Raw genomic sequence first — 20,915 nt, 5'->3', positions numbered from 1 at the left:
CATTTTTCTACTTTTTCCTTTTTTAATTGTCTAGCATCAATTAGTTTACACAATCTCCTTTATTTTGTAAAATAAATTATTATCATTTTTAAAATTACTTTTATTAATTAAAGGAAGATTTATGTTCGCTTTACTCGAAACTTTTATTGCTGTGTTTGAAACCAAAAGCTTTACCAGGGCTGCTAATCAATGTTTTATTTCACAGCCAACCGCAACTGTTAGAATTAAAAAATTAGAGGAAGAACTAAAAGTTCAACTTTTTTCAAGAGGGCAACACCAAGAAGTAATTCCTACAGAAAGTGCCCATCTTCTTTATCCTAAAGCCTTAAAAACACTCAATGATTGGAATGAATTACAATTTTCCCTAAAAAATCAGACGCCTAGTCGTAAACCTTTTAAAATTGCTGCTTCTCATAGTTCAGCAACTACTGTTTTACCTTTGATTTTTAAAAATTTAATTCCTGAACTTGAACAACTTAACATTGAATTAATGATGCTTGATTCTCAAGAGGTTTTTGATTTAATTCGTAATCATGAAATTCATTTTGGAATTATTGAAAAACCGATGATGGATGAAACCATCGAAACTTTCCCACTTTTTAAAGATGAACTCGTTCTTGCTGGCAATCCAGAAAGTGACATCTTTTTTATTCGCGAAGCAGGGTCTGGTGTGGCTCATTATACACATAATTATCTTAAAGAAAATAATCTTAATCCAAAGAATTTGGTCAGCGTCAATAACAATGATATGATTGTCAGTCAACTTAAGGCTGGCATTGGCCTGTCATTGATTTCAAAACGATTTATTAATGAAAATATTGCTTTTCAAGGTCTTGGCGAACGTTATCAACGCATTTTTTATGGTCTTTCCTTCTTGTCTGAACAAGACAAATTGCTCAAAACTGTGATTAAAAAAATCAAAGATTTAAGTGAGTTTTAAAAAATTTACTGACAGAAATTCTTTAAGGTCATTCATCATTTTCTAAATTTCTGTCAGTCATTTTATCAGCATTTTTTACTGACAGTAAAAAAATCTTCTCAAGCCTATGCTTAAAGCGTTTACTGACAAAAAAATTTCTGTTAATTTTTTGAAAATATGTTAAAATAGAGAGAATAAAAAATTACAAGGAGTACTATTTTGGCTGAAATCGAAGAACTTAATGACCAAATGAAAGTCCGCCGTGAAAAAATGGAAAACCTGCGCGAAGCGGGAATTGACCCATTTGGACATAAATTTACACGTACGCACAACTCACAAGAACTACACGAAGCTTATGACGAAAAGACGAAAGAAGAATTGCATGAACTTGCACTTTCAGGAATTGTCGCTGGTCGTTTGATGACTAAACGTGGTAAAGGTAAAGTCGGTTTCGCCCATCTTCAAGACCGCGAAGGCCAAATTCAACTTTATGTTCGTAAAGATGAAGTCGGCGAAGAAAATTATGAAATTTTCAAAAAAGCTGACCTCGGAGATTTCCTTGGTGTTGAAGGCGAAATCATGAAAACTGACATGGGTGAATTGTCAATTAAAGCAAAAAAATTGACTTTCCTCTCAAAAGCGCTTCGTCCTTTGCCTGAAAAATTCCATGGTTTGACTGACACTGAAACACGTTATCGTAAACGTTATTTGGATTTGATTTCAAACAAAGAAAGCTTCAATCGTTTTGTCACTCGTTCTAAAATTATCAGTGAAATCCGTCGTTATATGGATGGTCGTGGATATCTTGAAGTTGAAACTCCAGTACTTAACAACGAAGCCGGTGGTGCTGCTGCTCGCCCATTCTACACACATCATAACAGTCTTGATATTGATATGGCGCTTCGTATTGCAACTGAATTACACTTGAAACGTTTGATTGTTGGTGGAATGGAAAAAGTTTATGAACTTGGCCGTGTCTTCCGTAACGAAGGAATGGATATGACTCATAATCCAGAATTCACAACAATGGAATCTTATGAAGCTTATGCTGATTTTGAAGATATCATGGATTTGACAGAAGGAATTTTCCAACACGTTGCTAAAACAGTGGTCGGTCAAGATATTCTTGAGTATGATGGTAAAGAAATCAATGTGGGCGGAAAATTCAAACGCGTTCACATGGTTGATGCCATCAAGGAAGTTTCTGGAGTTGATTTCTGGCCTGAGATGACTTTTGAAGAAGCAACAGCTCTTGCAAAAGAACATGATATTCATGTTGAAAAACATTTCACTTCTGTTGGTCATATCATTAACGAATTCTTTGAAAAATATGTTGAAGAAACTTTGATTCAACCTACTTTCGTTTTTGGTCATCCAAAAGAAATTTCACCACTTGCTAAAATGAACGAGAAAGACCCACGTTTCACTGACCGTTTTGAACTTTTCATCAACGGTAAAGAATACGCTAATGCTTTCAGCGAATTGAATGACCCAATTGACCAATTGGAACGTTTTGAAGCTCAAGCTAAAGCTAAAGAACTTGGGGATGACGAAGCGACTGGTGTTGATTACGATTACGTTGAAGCACTCGAACACGGTATGCCACCAACAGGTGGACTCGGTATCGGGATTGACCGCTTAGTAATGCTCTTTACTGGCACAACTTCAATCCGTGACGTTTTGCTTTTCCCAACTATGAAATAAAAAATAAAAACCGCTTTTGGCGGTTTTTTTTATTTCTGTCAGTAAATTTTTATTGTCAAAAGTACTGACAAAAATTAGCTACACTTAAATTTTAACTTATTCAAATTCAAAACTTTGGTCAGCAACATAAATCTGACTTCTTGGAATTCCAACGGCTTTTATTTTCTTATCTTTACTAATAAAAATAGCGCCATAAACTTCCGGATTTTCTGTCAGCCAATTTTCAATTGGACCGTCAGCAAAAAATAATCGGGTCGTTTCAATTTCACCATCAATTGATTTTTTTGATAAAACAGTAACACTTGCCAGCTGATTATGGTGTGGATAACCTGTTTTGGAGTCAATAATGTGATGATAAATCTTATCGTTCACTTTCAAGTAACGCTCAGAAATTCCCGAAGTCACAACAGAACCTTCACCAGACAAAAGCTGTAGCACAGTTTTTTTATCATTAGTTAAAGGATTTCTAATACCTATGCGCCATTTTTTATCTATCTGATGCGGAGCTTCTCCCACCAATAGAAGATTTCCTCCTAGATTAATAATGCCAGAGGAGATGCCGTAAGCATGCCAAAAATCTTTAATCCGGTCGGCAATATAACCTTTTGCTATCGCTCCTAAGTCAATTTCCATCCCTTTTTTTGGCAAAAATACCGAAAATTCATCATCCCTTAGAATAATCCTATCTGGATTAATCACTTTTAACTTTTCATCTATTTCTGCTTGAGTTGGCAATTTAGCGTCTGAAAAGCCAATATGCCAAAGTTTAACGAGAGGACCAATTGCTGCATTAAAACCAAATGCTTCCTTACTTTTTTCAAGCGCTATTTTTGTTAAGCCATAAACTGCTTCTGATACTTGAACAGGCTCTATCCCTGCTTTATGATTGACAGCCATCAATTCTGATTGGTCACGATTTACCGTAAATAGCTGCTCATAATACTTGATTAATTGATAAGTTCTATCTAATAACTCCACATCTTGATGACCATAAATTGTTAATCTAATGACTGTCCCTAAAGCTCGATAGCGTTTAGAAATTTTCAAGGTCGACTTTTTTTCTAAAATTTTCATCAGTCTTCTCGTATGTCCCCTCTTAACTCTCCAATATCATCAAAATTCCAAGTTTCTCCCTCTTCCAAAAATTGTAGATAGGCCGAATTTTCAGGTTCAATCACTTCTTCATACTCAGAAGCTCCTGTATCCGCATCAGAAAGGATTGGCAATCCTTGATTCGTTTCTTTAGTCCACCAAACTTCCTCAGCTTCTGTAGAGCTTTTACTTTCCTCACCCTCAATTATGTCTTTATTATTCTCTTTTTTTGGCAAAGGGAATCGCATAGGTTTTAATGTCTTACTATAAAATATGAAATTATTAAAGCAATGCTCCAACCAGCTAATTGTCCGTTCATCTACCAATTCATCTTGTTGATTAAATGCTTCAGCTGCTCGTCCTAAAAGAAATTGATTGGAAGGTAAAACAAAAGCATCCAGACCCGGTGAACTTAAAATTTGTCGAAGATTTTCTTGGGCAAAAACAGTTCCCATATTTCCTAGGGAAACCCCAACAATCATAACCGGCAGACTGTTCAATGGCTGAGGTTTTATCCATGACAGCCATTCTATCAAAGATTTCAAAGCAGCAGTAATTGCATGATCATATTCAGGCGTTGAAAAAATCAAGCCGTCTGCTTCTCTTATTGCCTCTGCAATTTTTTGAACGCCTCCGGGAATTTCTCTGATATCCTCAGAAAATAGTGGCAGGTCCGTAATTTCTACTATTTCAATTTGTGCTTCTTTTGTAAAATGCTTTTTCATGTACCAAAGAAGTTTTCGATTATAAGAAAAACTAGCATTGGTCCCAACAATGGCGATAAACTTCATCCCATTTCCTCTTTCACTTGGTAATTTTTGGTAAGTAACTTTTAAAGAATATCCTTACTTCTCTTTATATTATAAATAAAAAACCACAACTCTATACGAATTGTGATTCAGATATTATTTTTCTCGACTCAAATCTACTTCTTCAAGTGGAATAATTTTTGTATTATACTTCCATTTATAACCAAAATAAAGAATAATGAAAATTGGAATTGCGGCGTATAAAGCTAAACCTTCACCCCAGTGCTTACTAAAGAGCATGGCTGGGTCAAGATTAATGGCAATTGCTGCAGTCATCAAGAGCGCAACAATTGGCCCAAACGGGAACCATTTAGCTTTGTAAGGAAGATCTTCCAGTTTTTTCCCTTGAGCAATATAGGCTCTTCTAAAACGAATATGACTGATAGAAATTCCAAGCCAAGCAAGAAATCCTGTTAGTGATGATAAATCAACCAAGAAAAGATAAATTTGCGTTCCAAATATTCCAGTTAAGAAAGCAATAAAACAAATAATTGTTGTTGCTAGAAGGGCATAAAAAGGAATTCCATTTTTTGCTGTTCGTCCAAAGAATTTTGGAGCACCTTTTTCTTGTCCCAATGAATAAAGAATCCGTGTTGAAGCATACATTACTGAATTTGCTGATGAAATTACAGAAGTAAGAATGACTGCATTCATAACTGAAGCTGCAACTGCAAAGCCAATATTTTTAAAGACAATGGTAAATGGACTCATGACAGCTGTCGAATTTGGATTTAACAAGCGAGGATCTTTAAAATTGATAATTGCAGCAATCACAATGATTGAAAAGATGTAAAAGAGTAAGATACGCCAGAAAATAGAGTTCATTGCTTTAGGGATTGACTTACCTGGGTCTTCAGATTCACCTGCGGTAATTCCTAAAAGCTCAGTTCCTTGAAAAGAGAATCCGGCAATAAGTAAAACTCCCACAAAACCTGAAATCCCACCAACAAAACCATGATTCCCAGCACTTAAATTGGCAACGACATCAACATTGCCTTGTCCCAAAACTCCAAAAATGGTAAGTAAACCAATAGCTAAAAAGAGGACAATCGTAATCACTTTAATCGTTGATAACCAATATTCTGTTTCCCCAAATGCTCCAACCGCCATGACATTAATAATAAAAATTAAGACTGTCGCAATTCCTGAAAATATCCAAGACGGAAGGTGCGGAAACCAAAACTGCGTAATCAATCCTGCTGTCGTTAAGTCCACGGCAATGGTAATCGCTCCATTGAGCCAATAGTTCCAGCCTAATGCAAAGCCAAAAGCGGGATCAACATAACGACCACCATAATCGGAGAATGAACCTGAGGTGGGCAAATAAGTCGCCATCTCACCTAAGGAAGTCATTACGAAGTAAACCATAATACCAATAAAACAATAAGCAAGAACTGCGCCCCAGGGGCCTGCTTGACTAATTGTTGCTCCTGAGGTTAAAAATAAACCTGTTCCAATTGTACCACCCAATGCAATCATGGTGATGTGGCGCTGTTTAAGGTTGCGCTTGACCTGATTTTGATTTTCCATAATCTTTGCTTTCTAATCTCTTGTTTTTTCTACAAACCAGAGCACGAACAAATAAAAAGACCAGTTGTCTTTACAACCGGTCTCTTGAGAATCACCGGCATAGATACTTGAGCGTACTCTAAAGCTGTATCTATACCTACTGTATGACACAACTCTTATCTATGCAAATGATGATGGCGTAATGAGAAGTTATTCATTTCGTGATTCTCCTTTCGTGATTTTTCTATATTCTATACCTTTTTTTTAGAAATTGCAAGAATTAATTTGATAAAAATTTATAATTACTCATTTTTATGTTAAAATATTCCTATGAATACGAATAAAAAAAATAATACAATTCTTTTTACAATCTTTGGGATTGTCTTAGTTATTATCGTTGGACTCCTTGTTTTCTTTGCCAATCGTCCAAAAACAAATGATAGTACAGCAAGTAGTACAAGCACTTCTTCAAGTCAAAAAGTTGACTATCCAACAAATTATAAATTACATGATGCAGTAAAAAATTCTACAACTGCACTTAATGATTTGACTTTGCCACAACTGTCTACAACTGTTGGTGAGGATGAAGCTGAGGTTGAAATCAAAACGACTGCTGGAAATATCAATATTAAACTTTTCCCTAAATTAGCCCCTAATGCAGTTCAAAACTTCCTTGTTCTTGCCAAAAATGGTTACTACAAAAACAATGAATTCTTCCGTGTCATTAAAGATTTCATGATTCAATCTGGTGACCCTTCTAATCAAGGAACTGGTACTGCTTCAATTTTTGGTGGAAAAACCTTCGATACTGAAATTTCTAATCAACTGTACAATATCCGCGGCGCACTTGCTTTAGCAAATACTGGTCAAGCAAGCTCTAGCAGTTCACAATTTTTCATTGTGCAAAATTCCCAAGATATGACCAGTCAAATTCAGGACAAGACTAAATATCCTCAAAAAATAATTGATGCTTATAAAAAAGGGGGATATCCTAGTTTAGACGGAAGTTACACTGTCTTTGGTCAAGTTATCTCAGGAATGGATGTCGTTGATAAAATCGCTAAAGCCGAGGTCACATCAAGTGGTTCTGGCGAAGCTTCATCTCCTGTTGACCCTGTAAAAATTAAATCTGTTAAAATTCTTAAAAACTGGAAATTTTAATAAATAAAAAGTTACTGACAGAAAATCTGTCAGTAACTTTTTTATTTCAATAAGTTTTTCATATCTTCTGGCATGTCTAATTCAACATGAACCATTTCGTCAGTAAAAGGATTTAAGAACTGTAAATGGTGACAGTGAAGGGCTTGACGTGAAATCAATTCATGATTTCCACCGTATAAATCATCACCAATTAAAGGATAACCCAAATGAGAAAAATGAACACGAATTTGATGGGTTCTTCCTGTATGCAAAATAATATCCAGAAGGGCTAAATCATTTTTTCGCTCAGCAACAACGTAAGAAGTCAGTGCATCTTTTGCTTTTTCATCAAAGCGAACTTGCCTTTGAATAATCGAATCATCACGACGACCAATTGGTAAATCAATTCGACCAGAATCTGGTAAATCTTGGTCATTTACAATGGCAAAATAGCGTTTTTCCATCGTGTCGCGAAATTTATGTTGATTCATTAAAGCATGTGCATAACGGTGTTTAGCTAAAAACATGATTCCACTAGTATCCCGGTCTAGTCTAGTGATAATATGTACCGTTTGATTAGCATAATTTTTTTGACTAATATATCCTTTGACAGCATTTGACATGGCACCAGTCGGATGCAAGGACCCTGTAATTGAGGGCTTGCCTGCTGGCTTTTCAACAACTAAATAGTGGTCATCTTCAAATAAGACATTGAGTGGAAAATCATCAGGAATTAACTTTTCATTATCTGGCTCATCTGGGACTGTGACCGTCACCAAATCATCTTTTTCCAGGCGATATATGGCATTTTTTTCCTGACCATTAACTGTAATTTTTCCACCATCAAATTTCACTTTTGTCAGTAATCTCCTAGAAATACCGTGACGGCTTAGCATTGACTTAACCATGCTTCCTTCAATCTCGTTTCTAAAAGCAAACTGCATTACTCAACCTCCCCAATAAAGGACTTACTGACCCGTTCCCAAAATGGTGTGTGAGCACAATTTGCAAAAGAAATCGTTGTTCCATCCAATGAAAACTCAATTGATTTGATATTTTTGTATTCAAAAGTCAACTGGTCAAAAGTCAAACTATAATCATCCTCTGGCGCAGGACAAACGGTAATTGTATCTTTCTCAGCTACAATCATTGGTGAACCTAATGTTCGATAGACAACGTTGTTCAAACTTGCAATTTCAGCAACTTGCATTGCTTTTACCCGCGGATGAACAACGGCTCCCCCAATTGATTTATTGTAAGCCGTTGAACCTGTTGGAGTTGAAATTGACAACCCATCTCCACGAAAACGTTCAAAAAGATAATCAGAAATTCTAACATCACCAACCATTGTTTTACTTGCACGTCGAATAGTTGCTTCATTGAGAACGTGTCGTACAATTTGATATCCGTCAGTAAAACTAACTTGAACACGAATGAGTGGATAGTGAATCGCTTGAGCTGGATTTTCATCATAAAGGGCCTCTACGACTTCAAACAAATCTTCGTCAGTAAAATCAGTATAAAAGCCTAAATGCCCCGTATGAACACCCAAAAATCGCACACGATCTAGCTGATATTCGTACATGTGCATTGCCCGTAGAAGCGTCCCATCTCCTCCAACTGAAATCACAATTTCAGGATTAATATCATCAAAAACGAAATGTTCAGCTTTCAAAATCTTGCTCAATTTATTGAGCGTTTTTTTGGATTTTTCACTCGAATTTCCAATAAGCCAGACTTTTTTACCAAAGTTCATTTTCTTCACCATTTTCTTTTTTAAAGTCTTGTTTTTGCTGAGGACTATCAAAAAGTAACTGTGCTTCTTGAATATCCTCACGGATTTCGCCCATTTCCAAATCAAGTTGAGCAGCTTCACGCGCTGCATTAGTCAATCTTGCCTTGACATCTTCAGGAATTAAGCCCCCGTACTTATAATTAAGGGAGTGTTCAATCGTTGCCCAAAAATTCATGGCCAAAGTTCTAATTTGAATTTCTGCATTGACAATTTGGAAACCATCAATTGTATCAATTGGATACTCAATGATGACATGATAAGAACGGTAACCAGAAGCTTTTTGGTTATTAATATAATCACGTTCTTCAATAATTTTAAAATCTTTGCGTTTACGTAAAAGCTCCAACACATCCCAAACATCATCAACAAACTGGACCATTACTCGAACACCAGCAATATCTTCCATTTCAGCTAAATTTTCTCGTGTGTAACCACGAAGTTTGGCCTTATTTCTGATTGATTCTCGACGTTTCACGCGCCCTGTAACAAATTCAATCGGAGAATAAAGTCCTTTCTTTAAATATTGCTTACGAACTCCACGAAATTTTATTTTTAACTCGCCAACTGTTTGGACATAAGGATCCAAGAATTCTTCCCAATTAAACATTTTTTCACTTTGCAAAAGCAATTGCTCTCACATACTCCTTTTTTGAGTATTTAAATCTTAAACGATTTCTGACTTCTATATTTATTAGAATCACATCTAATATTTTAACATAAGTTTGCTTTATTCACATTATTGCTACTTAAATGCTTTAAATTTCGATAAAAAAAGAGCAATCATTTTGCCCTTTTAGCTCTTAATTATATTTTTTACTTCTATGTTTTTTGAAAAATATCTCTGAAGTTCAATAACAATGATGATTGAAACAATAATTAATAAAGTCCATGAAGAGATTTTACCTAAATCAACAAATTGCCAGGCCTTTAACTGATAAGAATAAGTCCAAGCACTAAAATAAGAACCAATATTCTCTGCCAAATAAATAAAGAGACCAATTAAAAAGAAACTCAAAATTGCCGGCATTTGATAACGTTTTGTCCACAATACAAAAGTAAATTTAGTTTTCCAGAAAATCATTAAAATAAAGAGATAAAAGATATTTCTGAAATCAAAGCCAAAGGTTCCACTAAAAAAATTGAGATAAATAAGAATAGAAATACCAACAGACATCAACCAATGGGGCCAATTGATTGCTTCTAAATCAAACTCTTTTATTGCCCGAACAATATAAGAACCAATGGCCGAGTACATAAAAGCACTGTATAAGGGAACATCCATAATTTTAAATAAGCCAGCATCTGGATAGGACCAACTCCCATGTTTTACTTTAAATATTTCTAAAATCATTCCCAAAACATGGAAGACCATGATTGGAATTAAATCATAAGCTCGCTCATATTTGCTGACCAAAAGTATCATCTGAATGACAATGACACAAATCAATAAAGTATCATAACGTGCAAGATGTGGAATTTTGATAAAGGTAGTGACAATTAATGACAGAATAATAGTGATTCCAAAAATTGCTGACCGAAATTGTTTCAAACCAAAATCCCAAAAATCTTTTAAATGATATTTCTCTTCTACTTTTTCCATAGCCTTAATTCTATCATATTTTCAGTCCTTATCTAGTCTCCTTCATTTTTAAAACTTCCCTTTGTTTCTCTGCTTTGAGCCAGCTTTTCCCTTTCTTCAACTTAGGGCGCAACTTTACTTATAGTCAGCCTTTTGATATACTTTTAATTAATATATCGTTTAACCCAACTGAAAGGAAAGATATTTTCTTTAGAAAATAATCTTAAAAATAATTAATGAGTACGAATTTGGAGATTGAGTATAAGTCGCTATTGTCGCTGGCTGAGTATGACCAGCTCAAAAAACTCTTTACTCACGTAACCCCTGTTAGGCAAACTAACCACTACTTAGATTCAAAAGACTTTAAATTACGCAAGAAAAAATTGGCTTTGCGTATTAGAACTTTTGATAAGTCCGCAGAAATGACTTTAAAAGTTCCACAAGAAGTTGGAAATATTGAATATAATATTGATCTCAGTCTTGAAGAAGCTCAACAACTCCTTGGCGAACGAAATATCGTTTGTGGAGAGACTGATTTAAGTGAAATTTGTGAGCTATTGACAGCACGAGATATTAATCTTGAAGAAATCACCTTAATTGGAAGTTTGACGACGATTCGCTATGAACAACATCTTCCGATTGGACTCGCTGCTTTAGATAAGAATGATTATCTGGGACATACTGACTATGAACTTGAGCTTGAAGTTGATGACAGCAAACAAGGGAAAAAAGACTTTTTTGAGTTTTTAGACAAAAATCGAGTTGAATATCGTTTTTCAAAATCTAAAGTTGTTCGTTTTTTAGACTGTTTAAGACATTTACGAAAATAATTTTTAAAATTTTACTGACAGAATCCTGTCAGTATTTTTTATAAAAAAAATGTCTGACAAGCATCAGGCAGTTTTTTCAATTTGTTCTAAGTATTGTTGTAAGAGGGCATGAGGACAATCTTCAATTTTTAAGCATTCTTCATGAGTCATAATCAAACTTGCTGGAGAGGCTTGAAAATCATTTTTTCTAAAATCTTTTAACATTAAAGCGAGATGTCTTTTAGCAAAAGAACGATACTCCATAAAATTAAGAGTAGACACGCCAATTTCTTTCAATATTTGCTGACGAACTTGTACTGTATAATCTAAAATCGTCGTTTCTTCTAAAATATCTTGCAACAATAAGAGAAAAGCTCTCCCTTGTTTTCGCCCGTAAAGATTCACAGTCAGATAATCGAGTGATACTTTTCGTAAGCGGTCATAACAAGCATTCAACGAATTAATATTTTTAGGCAAGTCTTCCGCATCCCGTAGCTGCTTAGCTGCAGGTAGGGTAACAATCGGATATAAATGCCAATCATTATGATCAAATGGTTCTAAATGGTCTAAAATGGGAGTGAAGTAATAATGAGTCTCCAACATAGTTTTTCTTCCTTGGTTTTGGGTATAGTTTCATAATTGAGAAGAAGTTATAAATAGAATCTATAGAATACAACTATTTCACAGGTTCTGACCCTTCACATAATGAAGCAGTATTACTCTACCAAGTCTCCTCTCTTTTTTACTATATTAACAAAAAAAGTCTGCTCACTCAAATAATACACAATACCATTTACAAAAATTTGCGCATGGGCCCACTTTTATTCCCTTACTTACAAGCGCTCAATTTCCTCTTTGACGGCGAGATTAGTTTGAGCAAAAGCTTCAGAAAAGTTTTGGTCAAGTTCTTTAATATGACCCACACGTACCTTTTTAACAAATTTCAAATCTTTTAATTTACTCAATAAATCTGAAAGATTTTCTTCATTCACATAAAGTAAACAATAATTTGATTTTTGGCTTGTATAAACCACATCTCCAAATTTACTCAATTGTCTTGTTCCCTTGTAAGAATAACAATAAACATAAACTGCAATTCGCTCTTTTATAAAAAGGGGGCGAATTTCTTTTTTCTCAATGCTTTCCATGATGTCGTCCATGTTGCCCTCCTTTCAACGGTAGATTCTCCTCAACATAAATCTGTTCCGAAATACTATTTGTAATTTTTTTGGTCAAAGCTGTCAAAATTTGTTGAAGGTCATTTTCTGCCAAACGAAAGGCATAAACCTTCTCATTCAAATTTATTTCATGCTGAAGTGCTCTTAACTCTGGGCGAAAAGCGATATATTCAGAATTATCTTGTAGAGTTTTAAGCTGACGTTGTAGATTTTCATCTGCCATAAAATCAGCTTTAGCTTTCTGATAAGCTTCAACTTCTGGAAATTTCAAAAACTCGTCCATTATCTTTTCTAACAAATTATCTATTTCCAATAGATTTTGGTCGATTATTAACATATTTTTATTATATCATAAATATCAAATGATACACTTTACTGTTATTTTTAGCAAAAGAGAATATGACGCTTGATACAAATTTATTAATTTGGTATAATAATTAACATATTGTTAGAATTATCTGATAATTTAAGGGAGGAAAACTTTTGGAAAATCTTCAAGAGAAACATGAAGCTCAACGGGGCTTACAGAACCGACATATTCAACTTATTGCTATTGCTGGAACAATTGGTACCGGACTTTTTCTAGGAGCCGGAAAAACTATTCAAATGACTGGTCCAAGTGTTATTTTTGCTTATATTCTTATTGGAATTGCCATGTTCTTTTTCTTAAGAACAATCGGAGAAATGCTTTACAATGACCCTAGTCAGCATTCATTTTTAAATTTTGTCACAAAATATTCAGGCGTTCGGACAGGTTACTTCACTCAGTGGTCTTATTGGTTAGTTATTGTTTTTGTGTGTATCTCTGAATTGACAGCAATCGGCACTTATATTCAATTTTGGCTCCCTCAGGTTCCGCTTTGGTTGATTGAAATTGTCATGCTAGCCCTTCTTTTTGGACTTAATACTTTAAATTCTCGCTTTTTTGGTGAAACTGAATTTTGGTTTGCTATGATTAAAGTAGCAGCAATCATTGGAATGATTGTCACTGCAATTATTTTGGTAGCTGGTAATTTTCACTATACTACTGTTTTAAGCGGAAAAACTGTTCATGACTCTGCTTCACTAAACAACATTTTTGATGGCTTTCAACTCTTTCCACATGGTGCTTGGAACTTTGTGGGTGCCTTACAAATGGTTATGTTTGCCTTTACTTCTATGGAATTTATTGGAATGACTGCGGCAGAAACAGTTAATCCCAAAAAGAGTTTACCAAAAGCAATTAATCAAATCCCAGTACGTATTTTACTTTTCTATGTTGGAGCACTTTTGGCTATTATGGCTATCTTCAACTGGCATTATATTCCGGCAGATAAATCTCCATTTGTTATGGTTTTTCAACTTATTGGAATCAAGTGGGCAGCAGCGCTCATTAACTTTGTTGTCCTGACTTCTGCGGCTTCAGCGCTTAATAGTTCATTATTTTCTGCAACACGAAACATGTACTCACTCGCTCAACAGCACGACAAAGGAAGATTAACTCCTTTTACAAAACTTTCCAAGGTTGGGATACCTATCAATGCCCTTTATATGGCAACTGCTCTCTCCCTTTTGGCTCCTGTCCTGACTCTTATTCCTCAGATAAAAAATGCCTTTGATTTTGCAGCCTCTTGTACGACTAATTTATTTTTAGTGGTTTACTTTATCACCCTCTACACTTATTGGCAATATCGTAAATCTGAAGATTACAATCCTAAAGGTTTCTTGACACCAAAACCTCAAATTACTGTTCCCTTCATCGTAGCTATCTTCGCGATTGTCTTTGCTTCTTTATTTTTCAACGCAGATACCTTTTATCCAGCCTTGGGAGCAATCGTCTGGACAATTTTCTTTGGACTCTACTCGCACTATAAAAAGATTTAAGCGAGTCATCTTTTCCTAAACGGAGTGACTTCTGAAAAACTAAATGAAAAAGCGTATAATATAATATTATGAATACAAATCAAAATGAAGAAAATAAGCCTTCGCAACGTGGTTTAAAAAATAGGCATATTCAACTTATTGCCATCGCTGGAACAATTGGTACGGGATTATTCCTCGGTGCCGGAAAATCGATTCACCTCACTGGCCCATCAATTATTTTTGTTTATTTAATAATCGGTGCGCTCATGTATATTCTCCTAAGAGCTATCGGGGAGATGCTTTACCAAGATCCCAATCAACATTCCTTTTTAAATTTTGTTTCACGCTACCTCGGTGAAAAACCTGGTTACTTTATTCAGTGGTCTTATTTACTGGTTGTTGTTTTTGTAGCTATGGCTGAGCTAATTGCTATTGGGACTTATATTAATTTTTGGTTGCCGGATTTACCAATTTGGATGACAGAAGTCTTTGTACTAGTTCTTCTAACTTTATTGAATACTTTAAATCCAAAATTTTTTGGAGAAACCGAATTTTGGTTTGGGATGATTAAAATTGTGGCAATTATTGGTTTGATTTTAACGGCAATAATCCTTATTTTTAGTCATTATCATACAGGAACTGACACTGTAAGTGTAACTAATATCACCAAAGGCTTCGAGTTCTTCCCAAATGGGCTTTCTAATTTCTTTGAAAGCTTCCAGATGGTCATGTTTGCTTTTGTTTCGATGGAGTTCATCGGAATGACTGCAGCAGAGACAGATAATCCTAGACCGACTTTGAAAAAAGCGATTAATCAAATTCCAATTCGAATTGTCCTCTTTTATGTTGGGGCACTGCTGGCAATTATGAGTATCTACCAATGGCGCGATATTCCGGCTGATAAATCACCATTTGTTACCATTTTCCAACTCATTGGAATCAAGTGGGCAGCGGCTTTAGTGAACTTTGTGGTACTAACTTCTGCTGCCTCGGCTTTAAACTCTGCCCTCTTTTCAATCACTCGGAATCTTTATTCTTTATCAAAACTCAATAATGATAAAATACTTAAACCATTTACTAAATTTTCAAAAGCTGGTGTACCAGTAAATGCTTTACTTTTCACCTCATTATTAATTCTATTTACTCCATTCATCTCGATGATTCCTGCAATTTCTAATTCTTTTGTCTTTATTACCAGTGTCGCAACCAATCTTTTTCTAGTGGTTTACCTGATGACCTTAATTACTTATCTTAAATATCGGAAATCAAGTGATTTTGATCCCAAAGGGTTTGTTTTACCTGCAGCCCACATCTTTATTCCATTAGCCATTGCTGGATTTGTCTTAATCTTTATTTCACTATTCTGCTTTAAAGATACAATTGTTCCGGCCATTGGTTCTGTGATTTGGGTTCTTATCTTTGGACTATTTACTTTCTTTAAAAAAATAAAAACAGCTGAATAATCAGCTGTTTTTTTAATCTTCAAGTTCGAGTTCAATTTCTTCAGTTTCGACTACTTTTTCTTCTTTTTTAGCTTTAGTTGCCTTAGCTTTTGTTGAAGTATCTTCTGTAGTTTCTGCTACTTCTGCTTCATCAAGAAGGCCGTGAGCGGCACGAACTTTATGGTCAATTTCATCAAAGATTTCTTGATGTTCTTTGAGATAGTTCTTCGCTTTTTCTGCTCCTTGACCAATTTTTTCGTCATTGTAAGCAAACCAAGCGCCTGATTTTTTGATGATTCCTTCATCAACAGCAATGTTTAAAAGTTCACCGGTTCTTGAAATACCTTCACCAAACATGATGTCAACGAGAGCAACCTTGAATGGCGGAGCCACTTTATTTTTAACGACTTTGATTTTTGTGATTTTACCGATTTGGGTTTTGTTATCTCCAGAACCTTCTTCGATTTTTGTTGAACCACGTACATCCAGGCGTACAGAAGCATAGAACTTCAATGCACGACCACCAGGTGTTGTTTCTGGTGAACCAAACATAACCCCAACTTTTTCACGCAATTGGTTGATGAAAATTGCTGTTGTTTTTGTTTTATTAATATGTCCAGCAAGTTTACGCATAGCTTGTGACATCATACGTGCTTGAAGCCCAACTGAACTATCACCAATTTCACCGTCAATTTCGGCCTTAGGTACCAAAGCTGCAACTGAGTCAATAACAACCAAATCAACTGCACCAGATGTAATCAATTTTTCAGCAATTTGAAGCCCTTGTTCACCATAGTCGGGTTGTGAAAGTAAAAGTTCATCGATATTGACCCCGAGCGCTTTTGCATATTCTGGGTCAAGCGCATTTTCAGCATCGATAAAGGCTGCAATTCCACCTTCTTTTTGAACCGCTGCAACGGCATGAAGAGCGACTGTTGTTTTACCAGAAGATTCTGGTCCATAAATCTCAACAATACGTCCTTTAGGATAACCACCTGCACCAAGCGCAATATCAAGTGCAAGTGAGCCTGAACTTACTACTGACACTTTTTGGTTAGCTGCTTCGCCAAGACGCATAAGTGAACCTTTCCCAAAGTCTTTTTCAATCAAAGCAAGTGCATCTGCCAAAGCTTTGTCACGTTCAGCGCCATATTTTTTGGTAATATCATCAAAATTTGTTTTTTTCTTTGTTGCCAACTTTTATCTCCGTTATTCTTTATTTATTGTTTAATTATAGCATTTTTCAGGATTTTTTATAAGCCCCTATATTTTATCTATACGTTTTTTTATTAACTTTGTCACTGAGTTTTTAAATTAATCTTTAAAAGCTGTCAGTAAAAATCAAGTCATTATTTTTGCTGACAGAATGGGCAAAAGTGGGTCCCCCGACCAGCCACTTTTATTTTTTGAATTTCATTGCCACAACGCACACATTTTTCCCCTGTTTTTCCATATACTCGTAATTCTTCTTGCATTTTTCCTGTTGAACCTAAGGCACTATAGGTTCTGATGCTTGAACCGCCTAATTTAATTGCTTTTTGTAAAATTTCAATGATAGAATCATGTAAAAGATGAATAGAACTTTCTGTCAGTTGATTAGCCACTTTTTCCGGATGAATCTTTGCTAGCCAAAGCACTTCATCAACATAAATATTTCCAAGTCCAGCCACTAATGTTTGTTCAAGTAGAAAAGGTTTAATTTTCTTTGTTGATTTTTGCAATTTTTCTCGGAAAATCTGTTCATCAAAAGTTTCATAAGTTGGCTCAGGACCAATTTTTTTCTTCAAGAAATATGGAAGTACCTGGTCATTAGAAATCAGTTCCCAAGTTCCAAATTTTCTTACGTCAGCATATATTAATTGTTCGTCAGTAAATTTAAGGGCTAAATGGTCATGTTTTTCCATTGGAGAACTGAGGCTTGCAAGTCGATATTTCCCTTCCATCCGCAGATGAGAAATCAAACGATCTTTCTCGCCAATTTCAAAAATTAAATATTTTCCGCGACGTGAAATGCCATGAATGGTTTTTCCTGTCAATTCTTTTTTCAATTGCTCAAAACCAGTTAAAACCATTCTTGGATAAGTGGCTTCTATAGATACAATTTTTTGTCCAACAATTCTTTTTTCAAGCTCTCTTCTCACTGTTTCAACTTCTGGTAACTCTGGCATTTTTTACTGACAACTTTCTATTGTATCCTTAATTAAATTTAAATATAAAAAACCACTGATAATTTATCATTAGATAAGTTTCATCAGTGACTATTTTAACATTTATCATTCATTTTTTTACGATAAAGATTTCAAAATTTATTTTCCAGAATCACCATAATTTGATAAGACGCGAGCTGATGGGTCTTTGACGTCTTCGCCTACCCAATCACGATTTGGCATCCAAAAATCAAGAATCCAATCTTCATATCCTGGATAAAATTCTTCAAAAATATCACGATACATCAATGATTCTTTGGTAAATGGTGTATGTTTTGGATACTTTTCACTGGCCTTTGCTAAGTCTTCATCAGAATATTTTTCGTCAGCAAATTCTTTTAAATAGTCAACCATTGAGTGACCAACAGCGTCAGAAAAAGCAGCTTTTTCTCTGAATAAAATCTCATCTGGCAATAGTTCAGTTCCTTCAAAAGCATGACGCAAGAGATATTTCCCTTTGTCATAAGTATTCAATTTTCTGCTAGGATTAATAGACATGACATAGGCCGCAAAATCCAAATCAGCAAAAGGAACACGCGCTTCAAGAGAATGAGCTGCTAAACAGCGGTCAGCCCGCAGGACATCATACATATAAAGCTCATGCACTCGTTTTTGAGCTTCTTTTTGAAAGGCACCAGCTGATGGAGCAAAGTCAGTATATTTATAACCAAACATTTCATCAGAAACTTCACCAGTCATCAAAACTTTCAGTTCTGTATTCTCGTGAATATATTTGCAGATTAAATACATACCAATAGAAGCCCGAATCGTTGTGATGTCCCATGTTTCTAAGTGCCAAATGACCTCGCGTACGGATGAAAGCACATCTTCTTTTGTCATCAGAATTTCGGTATGGTCAGTTCTTAAGAAATCTGCCACTTCACGCGCATATTTCAAATCAATCGGGTCTGTTTCCATTCCAATAGCAAAAGTCTTAATTGGGCTCTCTAATTCTCTAGCTGCAATTGCACAAACCAATGATGAATCTAAGCCACCTGACAAGAGATAGCCCATTGGAGCATCTGCATGAAGACGTTTTTTAACTGCGCGTTCCAATTTGCGACGGATATGTCCTGAAATTTCAGCCAAAGGTTCTTCAACAATTGTTGAAACCTCAGCAATATCATTATAAACATGAAATTCACCATTGGCATAGTAGTAACCTGGAGGAAATGGCGTAACATCTTTACATGTTGAAATTAATGCCTTAGCTTCAGATGAAAAAGATATTTTGCCAGTTAATTTATTATAGCCATAAAAAAGGGGGCGAATTCCAAAGGGGTCGCGAGCTGCAAAAATCTCACCAGTATTTTCATCAACCAAAACAAATGCAAATTCAGCATCAAGCATTTTGACCATTGTTTCGATTCCAGTGGTTTCAAAAAGTGGTAAAAGGACTTCACAATCAGAATCACCAGTAAATTTGTATCCTTTAGTTTCCAAGAACTTACGGAGAGTTAGAAAATTATAAATTTCACCATTACACATGACTCTTTTACCATTCAAACCAAAGGGCTGACGTCCCAAGTCTGATAAATCCATGATTGAAAGTCGGCAAAAACCAAAATCATTTCCCAAAGTATCACGAACATGCTGTTGGTCATCTGGTCCTCGATGCTCAATCAATTCCAAATTACTTTTAAATTCTTCTATCGTTAAATCAGATGTTTCCATAAATAAAAAACCGCACATAATTTCCCCCAATAATAATTATAATTTTCAACATTATATCACAATTGTCTGGAAATTTCATAATAAAACAAAAAATAGCGATAATTCGCTATTTTCATTACATATAATCATCACGATTGTAGCCAAAGTCAGCTAAATCCATTTTTCGGTCGCGCCAGTCATTTTTGATTTTGACCCAAGTTTCAAGATAAACTTTATCCCCAAGCATAATTTCAATATCTCGACGAGCCATTTTCCCGATTTTACGAATCATATCGCCGCCTTTACCAAGAATAATCCCTTTTTGGCTCTTGCGTTCAACAATAATTGTTGCCATGATATGAATCTTACCAGTTTCTTCATCTCGAGTCATTTGGTCAGTAGTGACTGCGATTGAATGTGGAACTTCTTCCCGAGTTAATAATAAGATTTTTTCACGAATCATTTCTGAAACAAGAAAACGCTCAGGATGGTCAGTGATTTGATCTTCTGGGAAATATTGAGGACCCTCGTCCAATTTTTCAGAGAGCGTATCAATTAATCTTTCTGTATTATTCCCTTGTTGAGCTGAGATTGGAACCACTTCAGAAAACTCCATTTGTGAAGTATAATCGGCCACAATTTCAAAAAGACGGTCAGGATGAATTTTATCAATTTTATTGACGACTAAAATAACAGGAACTTCTGCCTTTTTCAAGCGCTCAATAATCATATTTTCACCGGTTGAACGTGGTTCATCAGCCGCAACCATGAACAAAACGACATCACATTCACGTAAAGTCGAATAAGCAGATTGAACCATGAAATCGCCTAAAGCATTGTGTGGTTTGTGAATACCTGGCGTATCAATGAAAACAATTTGTTCATTTTCTGTCGTATAAATTCCTTGAATTTTATTTCTTGTTGTTTGAGGTTTATCTGACATGATGGCAATTTTTTGTCCCATCACGTGGTTCATAAATGTTGATTTTCCAACATTTGGACGACCTAAAATCGCCACAAATCCTGATTTAAATTTGTTATTTGTCATAGCGCTATTATAGCATAAAATCAGCCCTTTTTAAGTAAAATTCTAAAAAATGATTGTGAAAATTTGCTGACGAAAAGCGACAGAGTCTTTAAAAATCATTTGTCATCTCCGTCAGCTTAATAAATCTAATTATGTTCAGTACAAATTTACTGACGAAAAGTACGCGTTCTTTAGAATGGGCTTAATAAA

Annotated in this window: 20 protein-coding genes; 6 read left to right on the top strand and 14 right to left on the bottom strand. The window is 35.2% G+C overall.

Going from position 1 to position 20,915, the window contains the following annotated elements:
* The first annotated feature begins 121 nt into the window (after positions 1-121).
* Complete coding sequence (locus QJV49_RS09305; RefSeq protein WP_029344833.1) at positions 122-940, top strand: LysR family transcriptional regulator; 819 nt, start codon at positions 122-124, stop codon at positions 938-940.
* A 228-nt stretch (positions 941-1,168) separates the two neighbouring features.
* A complete protein-coding gene (gene lysS / locus QJV49_RS09300) occupies positions 1,169-2,623 on the top strand; it encodes a lysine--tRNA ligase (protein WP_225512376.1) in 1,455 nt (484 codons plus the stop codon).
* A 96-nt stretch (positions 2,624-2,719) separates the two neighbouring features.
* On the opposite strand, the gene QJV49_RS09295 is transcribed toward lysS, so the two are convergent.
* The 3 genes from QJV49_RS09295 to QJV49_RS09285 all read right to left on the bottom strand — a co-directional run bounded on the left by QJV49_RS09295 (position 2,720) and on the right by QJV49_RS09285 (position 6,054).
* Positions 2,720-3,697, bottom strand: coding sequence for an FAD:protein FMN transferase (locus QJV49_RS09295; RefSeq protein ID WP_225512370.1), 978 nt, complete (start codon positions 3,695-3,697; stop codon positions 2,720-2,722).
* Positions 3,697-4,506: an NADPH-dependent FMN reductase gene (locus QJV49_RS09290; RefSeq protein ID WP_225512369.1), complete on the bottom strand. Its 810-nt coding sequence runs from the start codon at positions 4,504-4,506 to the stop codon at positions 3,697-3,699. Before QJV49_RS09290 ends, QJV49_RS09295 begins: the two co-directional genes overlap by 1 nt.
* Before the next feature lie 114 nt (positions 4,507-4,620).
* Complete coding sequence (locus tag QJV49_RS09285; protein ID WP_225512368.1) at positions 4,621-6,054, bottom strand: amino acid permease; 1,434 nt, start codon at positions 6,052-6,054, stop codon at positions 4,621-4,623.
* Between the two features lie 309 nt (positions 6,055-6,363).
* On the opposite strand from QJV49_RS09285, the gene QJV49_RS09280 reads away from it, so the two are divergent.
* Entirely contained in the window at positions 6,364-7,194 is an 831-nt protein-coding gene (locus tag QJV49_RS09280; protein WP_225512367.1) for a peptidylprolyl isomerase, read from the top strand.
* Positions 7,195-7,235: 41 nt separating this feature from the next.
* On the opposite strand, the gene QJV49_RS09275 is transcribed toward QJV49_RS09280, so the two are convergent.
* The 4 genes from QJV49_RS09275 to QJV49_RS09260 all read right to left on the bottom strand — a co-directional run bounded on the left by QJV49_RS09275 (position 7,236) and on the right by QJV49_RS09260 (position 10,568).
* On the bottom strand, positions 7,236-8,117 hold the full coding sequence (locus QJV49_RS09275; protein ID WP_225512366.1) for an RluA family pseudouridine synthase: 882 nt from the start codon (positions 8,115-8,117) through the stop codon (positions 7,236-7,238).
* Positions 8,117-8,929: an NAD kinase gene (locus QJV49_RS09270; RefSeq protein WP_003131619.1), complete on the bottom strand. Its 813-nt coding sequence runs from the start codon at positions 8,927-8,929 to the stop codon at positions 8,117-8,119. The genes QJV49_RS09275 and QJV49_RS09270 overlap by 1 nt, the downstream gene beginning before the upstream one ends.
* Complete coding sequence (locus tag QJV49_RS09265; RefSeq protein WP_015425820.1) at positions 8,916-9,575, bottom strand: GTP pyrophosphokinase family protein; 660 nt, start codon at positions 9,573-9,575, stop codon at positions 8,916-8,918. Before QJV49_RS09265 ends, QJV49_RS09270 begins: the two co-directional genes overlap by 14 nt.
* Before the next feature lie 186 nt (positions 9,576-9,761).
* Positions 9,762-10,568, bottom strand: coding sequence for a DUF817 domain-containing protein (locus QJV49_RS09260; protein WP_225512365.1), 807 nt, complete (start codon positions 10,566-10,568; stop codon positions 9,762-9,764).
* Positions 10,569-10,783: 215 nt separating this feature from the next.
* Between QJV49_RS09260 and QJV49_RS09255 the strand changes: the two genes are divergently transcribed.
* Positions 10,784-11,377 carry a CYTH domain-containing protein gene (locus QJV49_RS09255; protein WP_225512364.1) on the top strand — a complete coding sequence of 198 codons (594 nt, stop codon included), beginning with the start codon at positions 10,784-10,786 and terminating at the stop codon, positions 11,375-11,377.
* A gap of 63 nt (positions 11,378-11,440) precedes the next feature.
* On the opposite strand, the gene QJV49_RS09250 is transcribed toward QJV49_RS09255, so the two are convergent.
* From QJV49_RS09250 to QJV49_RS09240, 3 genes are all read right to left on the bottom strand, one after another.
* On the bottom strand, positions 11,441-11,959 hold the full coding sequence (locus tag QJV49_RS09250) for a dithiol-disulfide isomerase (RefSeq protein ID WP_225512363.1): 519 nt from the start codon (positions 11,957-11,959) through the stop codon (positions 11,441-11,443).
* A 230-nt stretch (positions 11,960-12,189) separates the two neighbouring features.
* Positions 12,190-12,504, bottom strand: coding sequence for a YlbG family protein (locus tag QJV49_RS09245; protein ID WP_225512375.1), 315 nt, complete (start codon positions 12,502-12,504; stop codon positions 12,190-12,192).
* Positions 12,491-12,871 carry a YlbF family regulator gene (locus tag QJV49_RS09240; protein WP_225512362.1) on the bottom strand — a complete coding sequence of 127 codons (381 nt, stop codon included), beginning with the start codon at positions 12,869-12,871 and terminating at the stop codon, positions 12,491-12,493. Before QJV49_RS09240 ends, QJV49_RS09245 begins: the two co-directional genes overlap by 14 nt.
* A 146-nt stretch (positions 12,872-13,017) precedes the next feature.
* Here QJV49_RS09240 and QJV49_RS09235 point away from each other — a divergent pair, with 146 nt between their 5' ends.
* Positions 13,018-14,397, top strand: a complete 1,380-nt coding sequence (locus QJV49_RS09235; protein ID WP_225512361.1) for an amino acid permease — start codon at positions 13,018-13,020, stop codon at positions 14,395-14,397.
* Positions 14,398-14,465: 68 nt separating this feature from the next.
* Positions 14,466-15,839 (top strand): amino acid permease, encoded by a 1,374-nt coding sequence (locus QJV49_RS09230; RefSeq protein ID WP_003131627.1) that lies wholly within the window; start codon positions 14,466-14,468, stop codon positions 15,837-15,839.
* A 12-nt stretch (positions 15,840-15,851) separates the two neighbouring features.
* Here QJV49_RS09230 and recA read toward each other — a convergent pair whose 3' ends face one another.
* The 4 genes from recA to era all read right to left on the bottom strand — a co-directional run bounded on the left by recA (position 15,852) and on the right by era (position 20,726).
* Entirely contained in the window at positions 15,852-17,015 is a 1,164-nt protein-coding gene (gene recA, locus QJV49_RS09225; protein ID WP_023189932.1) for a recombinase RecA, read from the bottom strand.
* A gap of 152 nt (positions 17,016-17,167) precedes the next feature.
* Positions 17,168-17,986: a DNA-formamidopyrimidine glycosylase gene (mutM, locus tag QJV49_RS09220; RefSeq protein WP_225512360.1), complete on the bottom strand. Its 819-nt coding sequence runs from the start codon at positions 17,984-17,986 to the stop codon at positions 17,168-17,170.
* Between the two features lie 138 nt (positions 17,987-18,124).
* The gene (gene asnB / locus QJV49_RS09215; RefSeq protein ID WP_225512359.1) at positions 18,125-19,717 is read right to left on the bottom strand and encodes an asparagine synthase B; all 1,593 of its coding nucleotides are present in this window, start codon (positions 19,715-19,717) and stop codon (positions 18,125-18,127) included.
* A 97-nt stretch (positions 19,718-19,814) separates the two neighbouring features.
* The gene (era, locus tag QJV49_RS09210; RefSeq protein WP_225512358.1) at positions 19,815-20,726 is read right to left on the bottom strand and encodes a GTPase Era; all 912 of its coding nucleotides are present in this window, start codon (positions 20,724-20,726) and stop codon (positions 19,815-19,817) included.
* Positions 20,727-20,915: the final 189 nt, after the last annotated feature.

The organism is Lactococcus sp. NH2-7C (assembly GCF_029953655.1).
Classification (GTDB): Bacteria; Bacillota; Bacilli; order Lactobacillales; family Streptococcaceae; genus Lactococcus; species Lactococcus lactis.
The sequence above is the reverse complement of the archived record's forward strand: the minus strand, read 5'-3'. Positions and strand labels throughout refer to the sequence as shown.

Excerpts from the sequence above, each read along its gene's own strand:
- QJV49_RS09305 (WP_029344833.1), top strand. The coding sequence starts at position 122 with ATGTTCGCTTTACTCGAAACTTTTATTGCTGTGTTTGAAACCAAAAGC.
- lysS (WP_225512376.1), top strand. The coding sequence starts at position 1,169 with ATGAAAGTCCGCCGTGAAAAAATGGAAAACCTGCGCGAAGCGGGAATT.
- QJV49_RS09295 (WP_225512370.1), bottom strand. The coding sequence starts at position 3,697 with ATGAAAATTTTAGAAAAAAAGTCGACCTTGAAAATTTCTAAACGCTAT.
- QJV49_RS09290 (WP_225512369.1), bottom strand. The coding sequence starts at position 4,506 with ATGAAGTTTATCGCCATTGTTGGGACCAATGCTAGTTTTTCTTATAAT.
- QJV49_RS09285 (WP_225512368.1), bottom strand. The coding sequence starts at position 6,054 with ATGGAAAATCAAAATCAGGTCAAGCGCAACCTTAAACAGCGCCACATC.
- QJV49_RS09280 (WP_225512367.1), top strand. The coding sequence starts at position 6,364 with ATGAATACGAATAAAAAAAATAATACAATTCTTTTTACAATCTTTGGG.
- QJV49_RS09275 (WP_225512366.1), bottom strand. The coding sequence starts at position 8,117 with ATGCAGTTTGCTTTTAGAAACGAGATTGAAGGAAGCATGGTTAAGTCA.
- QJV49_RS09270 (WP_003131619.1), bottom strand. The coding sequence starts at position 8,929 with ATGAACTTTGGTAAAAAAGTCTGGCTTATTGGAAATTCGAGTGAAAAA.
- QJV49_RS09265 (WP_015425820.1), bottom strand. The coding sequence starts at position 9,575 with ATGTTTAATTGGGAAGAATTCTTGGATCCTTATGTCCAAACAGTTGGC.
- QJV49_RS09260 (WP_225512365.1), bottom strand. The coding sequence starts at position 10,568 with ATGGAAAAAGTAGAAGAGAAATATCATTTAAAAGATTTTTGGGATTTT.
- QJV49_RS09255 (WP_225512364.1), top strand. The coding sequence starts at position 10,784 with ATGAGTACGAATTTGGAGATTGAGTATAAGTCGCTATTGTCGCTGGCT.
- QJV49_RS09250 (WP_225512363.1), bottom strand. The coding sequence starts at position 11,959 with ATGTTGGAGACTCATTATTACTTCACTCCCATTTTAGACCATTTAGAA.
- QJV49_RS09245 (WP_225512375.1), bottom strand. The coding sequence starts at position 12,504 with ATGGAAAGCATTGAGAAAAAAGAAATTCGCCCCCTTTTTATAAAAGAG.
- QJV49_RS09240 (WP_225512362.1), bottom strand. The coding sequence starts at position 12,871 with ATGTTAATAATCGACCAAAATCTATTGGAAATAGATAATTTGTTAGAA.
- QJV49_RS09230 (WP_003131627.1), top strand. The coding sequence starts at position 14,466 with ATGAATACAAATCAAAATGAAGAAAATAAGCCTTCGCAACGTGGTTTA.
- mutM (WP_225512360.1), bottom strand. The coding sequence starts at position 17,986 with ATGCCAGAGTTACCAGAAGTTGAAACAGTGAGAAGAGAGCTTGAAAAA.
- asnB (WP_225512359.1), bottom strand. The coding sequence starts at position 19,717 with ATGTGCGGTTTTTTATTTATGGAAACATCTGATTTAACGATAGAAGAA.
- era (WP_225512358.1), bottom strand. The coding sequence starts at position 20,726 with ATGACAAATAACAAATTTAAATCAGGATTTGTGGCGATTTTAGGTCGT.